The sequence below is a fragment of the Actinophytocola sp. genome, assembly GCF_045807065.1.
Classification (GTDB): Bacteria; Actinomycetota; Actinomycetes; order Mycobacteriales; family Pseudonocardiaceae; genus Actinophytocola.
Window position 1 is genome coordinate 1 of the sequence record NZ_JBJMIE010000671.1, and the last position, 11,583, is coordinate 11,583.

The window sequence follows — 11,583 nt, forward strand, 5'->3', positions numbered from 1 at the left end:
CGACGCGATCCACAGCGACTCGCCCACCGCGAACAGGCCGACCGCCACGATCACGATGTCGATGCCGTCGGCCAGCTGGAGCGAGCCGAACGTGAGCCGCGACTGGCCGCTCTGCGGGTCGAGGCCGACGAGCCCGATCGTGAGGCCGATGAGCAGCGACGCGAACCCGCGCAGCCGCGACTTGCCGAGCACGGACGTCACCGCGATGAACGCCAGCACCATGATCGCGAAGTAGTCCGGCGCGCCGATGTCCACGGCCAGCGACGCGATCACCGGCGCCAGCAGCACGATGCCGATGGTGCCGATCATCGCGCCCGCGAAGTGCCCGATGGCCGCGGCCGCGAGCGCCTGCGCGCCCCGGCCGCGCTTGGCCATCTGGTTGCCCTCGATGGCCGTCACCACCGCGGCCGTCTCACCCGGCGTGTTCAGCAGGATGGACGTGGTCGAGCCGCCGAACATGCCGCCGTAGTAGATGCCGGCGAACATGATCAGCGCGGCGGTCGGGTCGAGGCCGTAGGTGACCGGCAGCAGCAACGCGACCGCCATGGCCGGGCCGATGCCAGGCAGCACGCCGATGAACGTCCCCAGCAGCACGCCGATGGCCGCGAGCAGCAGGTGCAGCGGCGTCAGCGCGGTGCCGAACCCGTCGATGAGCTGGCTCAGGGAGTTCACGTCAGAACACCTCCATCAGCGGGCCGCCCGGCAGCGGCACCCCGAGCAGGTTGTTGAACAGCACGAACGTCAGGATCGACATGGCCGCCGCGATCAGCGGGTCGCGCACGGGGTTCCTGCTGCCCAGGGCGTACGCCGCGCCCCAGAACAGGATCGCGCCGGAGATGGGGAACCCCACGACGCCGATCAGCGCCGCGTTGGCCAGGAACGCCGCCGACAGCAACAACACCGTGCGCCAGTCGCTCGGTGCGGTGAGGTCGATGTCCTCCCCCCCACCCTCCTCCCCTTCCCACTTCATGGCCTCGCCACGGCCACCACGCAGCACGTCCCGCGCCAGCAGCGCCGCGGTCACCAGCAGCAGCACGCCGACGAGGATCGGCACCGCCTTCGGCCCGACCGGGCCGCGCTGCGCGAAGTCGGTCGGGATGCGGATCGCGTCGACCAGCACCAACACGCCGAGCACCGCCAGCAACGCGCAGATGCCCAGCTCGGAGCGGTCCTTCCAGGACGCCTTCTCGGTCTTCTCGGTCGTGGTCGTCATCTAGAGCCCCAGATCCGCCAGGACCGAGGCGACCCGGTCGTTCTCCTCGGCGAGGAAGTCGCCGAACTTCTTGCCGGGCAGGAACGCGGGCGTCCACCCGTTCGTGCTCAGCGCCTCCCGCCACTCCTTCGTGTCCTGCAGGTCCGTGAACAGGCGCACGAGCTTGTCCGTGTCGTTCTGCGAGATGCCCGGCGGCGCGACGATCCCGCGCCAGTTCGTGAACTCGACGTCCACCCCGGACTCCCGCAGCGTCGGCGCGTCGATGCCCTTGATGCGCTCCTTGCTGGTCACCGCGAGGACCCGCAGGTCACCGGACTCGATCTGGTCCCGGTACTCGCCGACGCCGGACACGCCGAACGCGATCTTGCCGCCGAGCACCGACGCGAGCAGCTCGCCGCCGCCGTCGAAGGGCACGTAGTTCACGTTCTTCGGCGGGAGCCCGATGGCCTTGGCGAACAGCATCGGCGCGAGGTGGTCCGGGCCGCCGGGCGACGACCCGCCGCCGACCGCCAGCTTGCCCGGGTCGGCCTTCCATTCCTGTATCAGCTGGTCGACGTCCCGGATCGGCGAGTCCTTGGCCACCACCACGATGTCCGGCTCCTGGATGAGCCGCGCGATCGGCGTGGTGTCCTGCAACGACGACGGCGAGTTGTTCGTGTGGACGCTGCCGACGACGCCGAGGCCCATGGACATGATCAGCTTCTCGTTGCCGGCCTCGTTGACCAGCCGGCCGAGGCCGACCGTGCCGCCCGCGCCGGGGAGGTTGAAGACCTCGACGCTGCGGGTGAGGTCCGCGTCCTCCATGGCCTTGGCGGCCGTCCTGGCGGTGATGTCGTAGCCGCCGCCGGGGGTGTTCGGCACGAGGATCCGCAGGCCCCGCACCTGGGCGCCGGGACCGTCGTCACCGCCCGCGGAGACGAGTGGGGGGATCAGCAGCACCGCGGCGAGCGCAACGAGTGCCGCGATCAGGGCTTTCGCGTTCATGCACATCGAGCCTCTCTGTTGAGTCTGGGTCGCTTCGCTCCTCCGCTCAAGGCGCCGTCTTCCCTCCTGCTCGCGGAGTCCCCGGGCTCGTTCCTCGCCGGCCTCCGTGCTCGTCAGTCCGGACCGAGGACGATTCGCGGCGAGCCGCCTCGGATCGCAACCGCCTGCCGGACCACTGCCGGCGAAGCTGGGGAATCGTCCTCGTAGCCCGCTCCGTCGCCTCGCTCCCGGCACGGTTTGCCTGCCGATGGTGCCTGGGGGCTACCGTCTTCGTGGTCTTAGTCGCACAGGGTTCGTTGTGTTCGTTCTGGTCACGAGGAGGGTGAAGTGGGATGGGGAGGTGGGTGGGCGACCGGGCGCCGTTGTCGCGGCAGTTGTTGAGCTGGCAGCTGCTGATCGTCGTCGCGCTGCTCGCCGCCGTCACCGTCTTCTCGGCCATCCAGTCGAACAACAGCTTCCAGGACAACGAGGGCCGCCGCCTCCTCTCGGTGGCCGAGGACGTCGCCGCCACCCCGGCCGTGCGGCCCGCGATGACCAAGCCCACCCGGTACTACCAGCTGACGCCGTTGGCCAGGAACGTCGAGGACCTGTCCGGCGCCGACTTCGTGATCATCGCACTGCCGGACCGGACCATCCTGACCTCGCCGGACCCGCGCCAGGTGAAGACCAAGCTGGCCATCGGCGCCTCCATGATCCGCGACGGCCGGTCCTGGGTCGGGGTGGTCGGCGACTCGCTGGTGGCGCACGTGCCCGTCATCGGCGGTTGCGGCCCCCGGGACACCGATGACGGCAGGTACTGCGGCCAGGTCGTCGGCTTCGTGGCCGCCGGGGTCGCGACGCCGACGTTCCTCGAGGGCATCGTGAACTCGCCGGGTGAGGCGCTGCTGATCCTCGGCATCGCGACGGTCATCGGCGTCGTCGGGTCGCTGCTGGTGGCCCGCCGGGTGAAGCGGCAGACGTTCGGGCTGGAGCCGCGCGAGATCGCCGGGCTGGTCGAGCACCGCGAGGCCATGCTGCACGGCATCCGCGAGGGCGTCGTCGGCCTCGACACGGTCCACCGGATCACGCTGGTCAACGACCAGGCCCGGCTGCTGCTGTCGTTGCCGGCGGACGTGGTGGGGCGCGAGGTCGGTGAGCTGGACCTGAACGACCGGCTGGTGGACGTGCTGACCGGCCGCGCGGGCGACGGCGCCGACGAGATCGCGTTGCGCCGCGGCCGCGTGCTCATCATGAACCGGATGCCGATCTCGTCGGGCGAGACCGCGGTCGGCGCGGTGGTGACGCTGCGGGACCGCACCGAGATCGTCGCCCTGCAACACGAGCTGGACGCCAACCGCAGCACGACCGACGCGTTGCGGGCGCAGGCACACGAGTTCACCAACCGGCTGCACACGATCGCCGGCCTGATCGAGCTGGGCGAGTACGACGAGGTGCGGCGTTTCGTGAGCCGCGTGAGCGACACGCGGGAGGCGTGGCACGCCGAGGTGAGCGAGCGGATCGGCGACTCCGCGGTCGCCGCTGTGCTGATCGCGAAGGCGAGCGTGGCCGCGGAGCACAACGTGGGGCTGCGCCTCACCCCGTCGAGCCGGCTCGGCGAGGTGGACGAGTCGCTGTCGGCGGACCTGGTCACGGTGATCGGCAACCTGGTGGACAACGCGATCGACGCGCTGCCCGGCGCGGGCTGGATCGAGGTCGACATCCGGCACGACGACGAGGAGGTACTGGTGGTGGTCACGGACTCCGGCCCGGGCGTGGCGCCGGACCTCGCGGAGGAGATCTTCCGCCACGGCTTCACCACGAAGGCGGCGGAGGAAGGCGGTCAGCGCGGGCTGGGCCTGGCGCTGACCCGCCAGACGTGCCGCCGCCGCGGCGGTTCGGTCGAGGTACGCGGCGCCGTCTTCACCGCGCGCCTGGGGGTCAGAGCATGAGCGGTGGGTACGGGACGAGCCGTCCGGCGCAGATCCGCGTGCTCATCGTCGACGACGACTTCATGGTGGCGAAGGTCCACAGTGGATATGTCGCCAAGACGCCCGGCTTCGAGGTCGTCGGCGTGGCGCACACGGGCACGGACGCGTTGCGCGCGGTCGAGGAGCTGCGGCCGGACCTGGTCCTGCTCGACATCTACCTGCCGGACATGGACGGCGTCTCCGTGCTGCGCGAGCTGCGCGCGTCGGGCAGCGCCGCCACGGACGTCATCGTGATCAGTGCGGCGACCGACGTCGACACGGTGCGTGCGGCCATGCGCGGCGGCGTGCTGCACTACCTGATCAAGCCGTTCACCTACGCCGCCCTGTACGACCAGCTCAAGCACTTCGCCGCCCTGCACGAACGGCTCGGCGCGCTGTCCGAGGCCGGCCAGTCCGATGTGGACCAGGTGTTCGGCGGCCGGCCGAGCGGCGCCGCCCAGCTGCCGAAGGGCCTGTCCGGCGAGACGGCGGCACTGGTCGAGCAGGTCCTCCGGGAGTCCGCGGAGGACATCTCGGCGGCCGGCTGCGCGGCACACATCAACATCTCCCGCGTCAGCGCCCGCCGCTACCTCGAACACTTCGTGGCGACCGGCCAGGCCGGCGTCCGGCTCCGCTACGGCACCGGCCGACCAGAACGCCGCTACTACTGGGTCTCCTGACAGGAGCTGCGCGCCGGCCGGTGGCCAACGCGAGACTCTCCACCTCGATACCGAACGGTATTGAGTACCCGCGAGTATTCTTTCTGGCGTGACGCAGTCGACACCACCAGCGGGCCGCCGCCGTCCCCCACGTTCGGAGACGAGGGAGGCGCTGCTCGCCGCGGCGGTCACCGTCTTCGCGCGGCAGGGCATCGCCAACACGTCGCTGTCCGAGATCGCGGCGGAGGCGGGGCTCACCAAGGGTGCCGTGTACTCCAACTTCGCCAGTAAAGACGAGCTCCTGCTGGCGATCATGGAATGTCACCTGATCGAGCGAATGCGGGTCGTCACGGCGGTCTTCGACGGCGAACTGTCCACCCCGGACGCGGTACGCGCGGCGGGCGCCCGGCTGCTGTCGTCGATGATCGAGGACACCACGTGGCACCAGCTGCTGCTGGAGTACTGGACCGTGGCCGTCCACGACCAGACGGTGATGACGAAGCTGGCGGCCAAACGCCGCGAGATCAGGGCGACCGTGGCCAGCGCCATCGCGACGGCGGCCGACACGCACGGCGTCACCCTGCCGATCAGCGCCGAGGAGCTGGCGATCACGCTGATAGCGCTGTCCAACGGCTACGCGGTGGAACGCTCGATCGACCCGACCGCCCTGCCCGAGGACCTCTTCGAGAAGGTGCTGGCGCTACTCGTCCAGCCCTGAGGGGCGGCGGCCCTGTTTCGTCCGGCCGCGCCGCTTCTTCTCCGCCAGCCGGCGCTCCTTGGCGCCCCTGCTCGGCTTCGTCGGCCGCCTTTTCGGAGGTCGTGGCGCGGCCGCCGCGCGCAGCAACGCCGCCATCCGCTCCCGGGCCTCCGCCCGGTTCGCCAGCTGTGCCCGCTGCGTACTGACCGCCACCGTCAGCACGCCGCCGGCCAGGCGACTGGCCAGGCGGGCGAGCAGCCGCTCCCGCAGCCACTCGGGGATCGACGGGGACGACGCGACGTCCCACGACAGCTCGACCCGGCTGTCGGTCGTGTTGACGCCCTGGCCGCCCGATCCGGACGACCGGGAGAACCGCTCGGAAAGCTCCGTCGCCGGCACCGTGAAGCGCGGGTCGACCTCCAGGTCAGGCACCGAACCCGGCCTTCGTGATCAGCATGCACAGCTCGTCCTCGGTCAGCACCGGTGGAGAACCGTCCCCCTTGCCGCCCGCGTTGGTCGCGCGGACGGTCAGGTTCGTCGCCGTCGCGGAGACCCGCAGACCGTTGGCCAGGACGGCGGAGGCGACGGTGCTGCGCTGACCGTTCCCGTCCACGTGACGGTTCACCACGACGTCGGTGCCGAACTTGTGGTTGACCTCGCAGTCCGTGGTGGAGTCCGGCGGCGTGGCCGCGCAGGCACCGCCGATGCCGGTGGTGGTTCCGATGACGATCTGCAGGAACCCCTGTGCGTGCGGCCTGATCACGTCCGCCCGGTACACAGCCTGCTCGCCGGCCGTCGTGAACGCGACCCTGCCCGACTGGCCCGGCAGTGCGAGTGCCTCCGTGGCGGACAGCACGCCCGTCGCGTAGAGCTTCGCGGTCAGCGTGGCCGGGTCCAGCGCGACGAGCGCCCTGGGTGGTGGGGACTGGGTCGTCTCGGTGCTGGTCGGCGGCAGCGGGGTCGTCGAGGCCGTCAGCGGGAGCTCCGGGCCCGGCGGCGCCTGGTACGTGCTGCTCGCCGCCGGGGGTAGCTTCTCCGGCGCGGACGAGCCGGTCAGGTTGGTGAGCGTCGCGGCACCGACCGCGGCCACCACGACCGCGGCGACCACACCGCCGGCCTCCAGGAACCGCTTCCTGCGCAAGCGCTTGCGGCCGTGCTCGACGACCTGGTCGCGGTCGATGCGCAGGGGTGGCTCCTCGCCGAACGCCCTGCCGAGCAGGTCCTTGACGTCGTCGGCGCCGTCGGTCATCCGGCGTCACCAGCCCCGGCCAGGTCGCCGGATCCGAGCAGTCTGCGCAGGGTGGCCAGGCCCTTCGCGGCCTGGCTCTTGATGGTGCCCTCGCTCTTACCGAGTGTCTGGGCGGTCTCGGTGACCGACAGGTCCTCCCAGTACCGCAGCACCACGACCGCGCGCTGGCCGGCCGGCAGCTGGGCGAGCGCCCGCCGCACGTCCACCGCGTCCTCGACCCTGTGGCGCGGCGCCGACGGCACCTCCGGCAGCTCCTCGACGACCGACTCACGCCTGCGGTAGGCCTTGCGCGACTCGTCGATCGCCGTCCGCACCATGATCTTGCGGGAGTACGCGTCGACGCTGCCGTCCCGCCGGATCCGCGGCCAGGCCACATAGATCTTCGTCAGTGTGGTCTGCACGAGATCCTCCGCCCGATGCCAGTCACCCCCGCACAGCAGGTACGCGGTTCGACGCATGACCGCAGCCCGGCTGTCGAGGTACTCCCCGAACTCGGCGTCGCGGTCCTGCACGCCCCCTCGTTCCTCTCGGTCTACCCGTCATACGGCATGGCAATCGGATCGGTTGTACAGACAATGCCGACCAACCCCTAAACGCCGCATCAGGGTGCTCCTGTTGCGTCAGGAGCCGATGTTTCCCTCCGCGATCTCCGCTCAGAACCGGGGATGGTTGCCGACCAGCTCGGCGCGGACCCCGTCCTCGCCGCCCTTGGCGACCTCGCCGAGCACCCAGGCGGGCACGTGGCGGGCGGTGAGCACGGCCAGGACCCGGTCCGCGTCCTCGGCCGCGACCACGGCCACCATGCCGACGCCCATGTTGAACGTCTTCTCCATCTCCAGCCGCTCGACCCGCCCCCGCTGTGCGATCAGCGAGAACACCGGCGCCGGCGTCCACGTGCCCCGGTCGAGCCGCGCCTTGAGGCCCCTCGGGATCACCCGCGCCACGTTGGCGGCCATCCCGCCGCCGGTGATGTGCGCGAACGTGCGCACCTCGGCCTCGGCGGCGGCCGCGAGGCAGTCCTTGGCGTAGATGCGGGTCGGCTCCAGCAGTTCCTCGCCGAGCGTGCGGCCGAACTCCTCGACGTGCCCGCCGAGCGCCATCCGGCCGATGTCCAGCAGCACGTGCCTGGCCAGCGAGTAGCCGTTGGAGTGCAGCCCCGACGCCGCCATGCCGATCAGCACGTCACCCGGCCGCACCCGCTCCGGCCCCAGCACCGCGTCGGCCTCGACCACGCCGACCCCGGTGGCCGACAGGTCGTACGCGCCGTCGGCCATCAGGCCCGGGTGCTCGGCCGTCTCGCCGCCGAGCAGCGCGCAGCCGGCCTGGACGCAACCCTCCGCGATGCCCTTGACCAGCGCCGCGATCCGCTCCGGCACAACCGTGCCGACGGCGATGTAGTCCTGCAGGAACAGCGGCTCGGCGCCGCACACCACCAGGTCGTCGACGACCATGGCGACCAGGTCGATGCCGACCGTGTCGTGCACGTCCAGCGCCTGGGCGACCGCGATCTTGGTGCCGACGCCGTCCGTCGAGGACGCGAGCACCGGCTCCCGCCAGCGGTCGAGCCTGAGCTTGAACAGCCCGGCGAACCCGCCGATGCCGCCCAGCACCTCGGGCCGTAACGCCTTCTCGGCGAACGGCTTGAGCCGCTCGACCGCCTCCTCGCCCGCCTCGATGTTCACGCCCGCCGCCGCGTAGGTGGCGTGCGGGGAATCCGGACTCGCGCTGGCGTCGGTCATGCCGCCCCCTCGCCCACTGCGGGGTGCCGCGGTGTCCGCCGGTTCGCTCCGCAAGCTCCGCTCACGGCTCCGCGGGCTCCGCCACACCGGCGCCCTCTGCGGGCGAGGTGCCGTCCTGGATATCGATGATTCGCTCCGCAAGCTCCGCTCATGGCCTCGGTGGGGGGTAGGGGCTAGGGACGCTGGAGTGCGTCCGATGCACCATAGCCCGCCGGCACGACGGGGGCGGCGGAGCCCGCGACCCCTCTTTCCAGCCCCTCCAACAGGTACTTGCCGATCTGCGTCTCCCCCGGGATCGGGATCGGGTACTTGCCGTCGAAGCACGCCGTGCACAACCGGGTGCGGGGCTGCTCGCTGGCCGCGACCAGGCCCTCCAGCGACACGTAGCCCAGCGAGTCCGCGCCGATCGAGCGGCGGATGCCGTCGAGGTCCAGCCCGTGGGCGACCAACTCGGCTCTGGAGGCGAAGTCGATGCCGTAGAAGCACGGCCAGCGCACCGGCGGCGACGCGATCCGGACGTGCACCTCCACCGCGCCCGCCTCGCGCAGCATGCGGACCAGGGCCCGCTGGGTGTTGCCGCGCACGATCGAGTCGTCGACCACGACCAGCCGCTTGCCGCGGATCACGTCCCGCAGCGGGTTGAGCTTCAGCCGGATGCCCAGCTGGCGGATGGTCTGCGACGGCTGGATGAAGGTCCGGCCCACGTACGCGTTCTTGACCAGGCCCTGCACGTAGGAGATGCCCGAGCCCTGGGCGTAGCCGATGGCCGCGGGCGTGCCGGACTCCGGCACCGGGATGACCAGGTCGGCCTCGACCGGCGACTCCTCGGCGAGCCGGCGCCCGATGTCCACGCGCGTGGCGTGCACGGACCGGCCCGCGATGTGCGTGTCCGGCCTGGCCAGGTACACGTACTCGAAGAGACAGCCCTTGGGGTCGGGGGTGGCGAACCGGGAGGACCGCAGCCCGTGCTCGTCGATGGCCAGCAGCTCGCCGGGCTCGACCTCACGCACGAACGACGCGCCGACGATGTCCAGCGCGGCGGTCTCGGACGCGACCACCCAGCCGCGCTCCAGCCGGCCGAGCACGAGCGGGCGCACGCCGTGCGGGTCACGCGCGGCGTACAGCGTCGTCTCGTCGGCGAACACCAGGCAGTACGCGCCCTGGACGTCCGGCAGCAGCTTCAGGGCCGCCTGCTCGAAGCCCACGTCCGCCGCGGACGCGGCGAGCAGCCCGGTCAGCAGGTCGGAGTCCGTGGTGGCGCCGGGGCTCATGGGGACACCCAGCGCACGGGCCCGGTCCGCCAGCTCGGCGGTGTTCACCAGGTTGCCGTTGTGGCCGAGCGAGATGCCGCTGCCGGTGGCGGTGGTGCGGAACGTCGGCTGCGCGTTCTCCCAGGTCGTGGACCCGGTCGTGGAGTAACGGCAGTGGCCGACGGCGATGTGGCCCTGCAGCGAGACGAGGACCTGCTCGTCGAACACCTGGGAGACGAGACCCAGGTCCTTGAAGACGACGATCTTCTCGCCGTCGGACACGGAGATGCCGGCGGCCTCCTGCCCTCTGTGCTGCAGTGCGTAGAGGCCGAAGTAGGTGAGCTTGGCGACTTCCTCGCCCTTGGCCCACACCCCGAACACACCGCATTCCTCACGGGGCTCGGGTTCTGGTCGGTCGATGTCTTGGTTCGTGTCCTGGTCGGTGTCGTCGATACGGCCGGTCTGGTCGGTGACCACCGAAAGCACTCCCTGCGGGGACGGCGTCGAGTAACTCCAGTGTAGGTCGTCCCGCGGCGTGCGCCGGGTCACAGGCGCGTGGCGGTCAACTCATCCGGAGTGCGCGCAGCACGGCCAGGTCACCCGATCCGGTGAGTTGCATTCGGCTCCACAGCTGGTAGAGCACGTTGGCGGTGCGATTGGACAGTCGCGCGTCCGCCTGCTCGTCCCGCCCGGCGACCCGCACCTCCGGGGCCACCCCCGGGGCGAGTCGCACGTGCCAGGCCTGCGGGTTGTCCGTGCACGCCACGAGGGCCGTGCCCTTCACGGTCGGCGAGGCGTCGGCGCGCAGCCGCGCGGCGAGCAGCGTGCCGAGCAGCTCGTCGATCGCATCCGCGGCCTGGTCGCGGTCGGTCGGCGTGAGCGTGCGGAGCGCGGCCTGCGCGTCCCACCTGCGCAGGTTGAGCTCGTGGGCGACGCGGCGGTGCCACACCCAGGCCAGGTCGGGCGCCGCCGGGGAGAACGTCCATACCGGACGGTTGCCGGACGTGTGCCGCAGTACCTGGGTGGCGGCCGCGAGCTGTTCGTCCAGGTACTTGAGGGGATCGACGTCGCGGCGCACCGGCACGGGTCGCAACTCGACGATGCTGCCGCTGGTCAGGTAGCGCGTCGCGGTGTGCAGGAACCGGGCCACGTGCAGCGCCAGGTCCTGGAACGTCCACCCGGGACAGGAGGGCACGTCGGCTTTCAGATCCGCGGTGGCGACCGCGGTACGGAACAGCCCGGCCTGTTCGGCGAACACGGCGGTCCACCTGCTGGCCGTCCACACGATCGTCGCTGTCCCTTCCCGTACGCACAGAGCTTCCGAAGAAGCAACCCTATGCCCCCACCGCTCAGGTTACGGTCGGTCAATGGCCGACGGTTACGAGGTCGATCCCGCGGCGTTGCGTGCCGTATCAGGCATTTTCCACGCGAGCGCGAGTGCCGTGGCGAGAGCCGGAACCCACCTGTCAGTGGCACAGCTCACACCGGCGGCGCTCGGTGAGGTCGACGCGGCCTACGAGCTGGCGGCCGCGTTCGCGGACTTCGCGGGCCGCTACGAGGACGACTTCCGGCGCGGCTCCGCCTGGGTCACCGACACGGCGACCGGCCTGGTGGCGAGCGCGGACGAGTACCTGCGCCGGGAGGACCTGTGAGCGGAGCGCCACGGAGCGGGGGAGGTGACGCGGTGACCGACCCCGAGGAGCTGTACGCTCGGCTGGCCGGCGGCGACGCGAGCCGGGTCCGGTCCACCCTGGAGCCGCTGGCCGCCGCCCGCGCCGCGTTGGACGAGGCGTCGTTCGCGACCGTCCCCTCCTGGCGGGGCACCGCCGCGGACGCGTTCGCGCAG

The 11,583-nt window shown here is 71.4% G+C and carries 13 protein-coding genes; 4 read left to right on the top strand and 9 right to left on the bottom strand.

The features are described from left to right. From ACJ73U_RS39380 to ACJ73U_RS39390, 3 genes are all read right to left on the bottom strand, one after another. Nucleotides 1–672 (bottom strand): tripartite tricarboxylate transporter permease (locus ACJ73U_RS39380; protein WP_407782877.1); only part of this gene is annotated, 672 nt, incomplete at its 3' end. Nucleotide 673: 1 nt separating this feature from the next. Beyond that, on the bottom strand, nt 674–1,213 hold the full coding sequence (locus ACJ73U_RS39385) for a tripartite tricarboxylate transporter TctB family protein (protein WP_407782878.1): 540 nt from the start codon (nt 1,211–1,213) through the stop codon (nt 674–676). Then, the gene (locus ACJ73U_RS39390; RefSeq protein ID WP_407782879.1) at nt 1,214–2,197 is read right to left on the bottom strand and encodes a Bug family tripartite tricarboxylate transporter substrate binding protein; all 984 of its coding nucleotides are present in this window, start codon (nt 2,195–2,197) and stop codon (nt 1,214–1,216) included. 332 nt (nt 2,198–2,529) lie between these two features. On the opposite strand from ACJ73U_RS39390, the gene ACJ73U_RS39395 reads away from it, so the two are divergent. The 3 genes from ACJ73U_RS39395 (at nt 2,530) to ACJ73U_RS39405 (ending at nt 5,520) form a co-directional block, all read left to right on the top strand. Continuing rightward, a complete protein-coding gene (locus ACJ73U_RS39395) occupies nt 2,530–4,125 on the top strand; it encodes an ATP-binding protein (protein WP_407782880.1) in 1,596 nt (531 codons plus the stop codon). Then, nucleotides 4,122–4,823 (top strand): response regulator, encoded by a 702-nt coding sequence (locus ACJ73U_RS39400; RefSeq protein WP_407782881.1) that lies wholly within the window; start codon nt 4,122–4,124, stop codon nt 4,821–4,823. Before ACJ73U_RS39395 ends, ACJ73U_RS39400 begins: the two co-directional genes overlap by 4 nt. An 88-nt stretch (nt 4,824–4,911) precedes the next feature. Then, the gene (locus ACJ73U_RS39405; protein WP_407782882.1) at nt 4,912–5,520 is read left to right on the top strand and encodes a TetR/AcrR family transcriptional regulator; all 609 of its coding nucleotides are present in this window, start codon (nt 4,912–4,914) and stop codon (nt 5,518–5,520) included. On the opposite strand, the gene arfB is transcribed toward ACJ73U_RS39405, so the two are convergent. The 6 genes from arfB to ACJ73U_RS39435 all read right to left on the bottom strand — a co-directional run bounded on the left by arfB (nt 5,503) and on the right by ACJ73U_RS39435 (nt 10,995). After that, entirely contained in the window at nt 5,503–5,931 is a 429-nt protein-coding gene (gene arfB, locus ACJ73U_RS39410; RefSeq protein ID WP_407782883.1) for an alternative ribosome rescue aminoacyl-tRNA hydrolase ArfB, read from the bottom strand. The genes ACJ73U_RS39405 and arfB overlap by 18 nt on opposite strands. Continuing rightward, the gene (locus ACJ73U_RS39415; RefSeq protein ID WP_407782884.1) at nt 5,924–6,748 is read right to left on the bottom strand and encodes a hypothetical protein; all 825 of its coding nucleotides are present in this window, start codon (nt 6,746–6,748) and stop codon (nt 5,924–5,926) included. The genes arfB and ACJ73U_RS39415 overlap by 8 nt, the downstream gene beginning before the upstream one ends. Beyond that, nucleotides 6,745–7,260, bottom strand: coding sequence for a SigE family RNA polymerase sigma factor (locus ACJ73U_RS39420; RefSeq protein WP_407782885.1), 516 nt, complete (start codon nt 7,258–7,260; stop codon nt 6,745–6,747). The genes ACJ73U_RS39415 and ACJ73U_RS39420 overlap by 4 nt, the downstream gene beginning before the upstream one ends. Nucleotides 7,261–7,401: 141 nt before the next feature. Beyond that, nucleotides 7,402–8,487, bottom strand: coding sequence for a phosphoribosylformylglycinamidine cyclo-ligase (gene purM, locus ACJ73U_RS39425; protein ID WP_407782886.1), 1,086 nt, complete (start codon nt 8,485–8,487; stop codon nt 7,402–7,404). Nucleotides 8,488–8,660: 173 nt separating this feature from the next. Beyond that, nucleotides 8,661–10,157 (bottom strand): amidophosphoribosyltransferase, encoded by a 1,497-nt coding sequence (gene purF, locus ACJ73U_RS39430; protein WP_407782889.1) that lies wholly within the window; start codon nt 10,155–10,157, stop codon nt 8,661–8,663. A 142-nt stretch (nt 10,158–10,299) separates the two neighbouring features. Further along, nucleotides 10,300–10,995 (bottom strand): maleylpyruvate isomerase N-terminal domain-containing protein, encoded by a 696-nt coding sequence (locus ACJ73U_RS39435; RefSeq protein WP_407782887.1) that lies wholly within the window; start codon nt 10,993–10,995, stop codon nt 10,300–10,302. A gap of 109 nt (nt 10,996–11,104) precedes the next feature. Between ACJ73U_RS39435 and ACJ73U_RS39440 the strand changes: the two genes are divergently transcribed. After that, nucleotides 11,105–11,389, top strand: coding sequence for a hypothetical protein (locus tag ACJ73U_RS39440; protein WP_407782888.1), 285 nt, complete (start codon nt 11,105–11,107; stop codon nt 11,387–11,389). The last annotated feature ends 194 nt before the right edge of the window (nt 11,390–11,583 follow it).

Coding starts and splice junctions, on each gene's coding strand:
- ACJ73U_RS39385 (WP_407782878.1), bottom strand. CDS start 1,213: ATGACGACCACGACCGAGAAGACCGAGAAGGCGTCCTGGAAGGACCGC.
- ACJ73U_RS39390 (WP_407782879.1), bottom strand. CDS start 2,197: ATGAACGCGAAAGCCCTGATCGCGGCACTCGTTGCGCTCGCCGCGGTG.
- ACJ73U_RS39395 (WP_407782880.1), top strand. CDS start 2,530: ATGGGGAGGTGGGTGGGCGACCGGGCGCCGTTGTCGCGGCAGTTGTTG.
- ACJ73U_RS39400 (WP_407782881.1), top strand. CDS start 4,122: ATGAGCGGTGGGTACGGGACGAGCCGTCCGGCGCAGATCCGCGTGCTC.
- ACJ73U_RS39415 (WP_407782884.1), bottom strand. CDS start 6,748: ATGACCGACGGCGCCGACGACGTCAAGGACCTGCTCGGCAGGGCGTTC.
- purM (WP_407782886.1), bottom strand. CDS start 8,487: ATGACCGACGCCAGCGCGAGTCCGGATTCCCCGCACGCCACCTACGCG.
- ACJ73U_RS39440 (WP_407782888.1), top strand. CDS start 11,105: ATGGCCGACGGTTACGAGGTCGATCCCGCGGCGTTGCGTGCCGTATCA.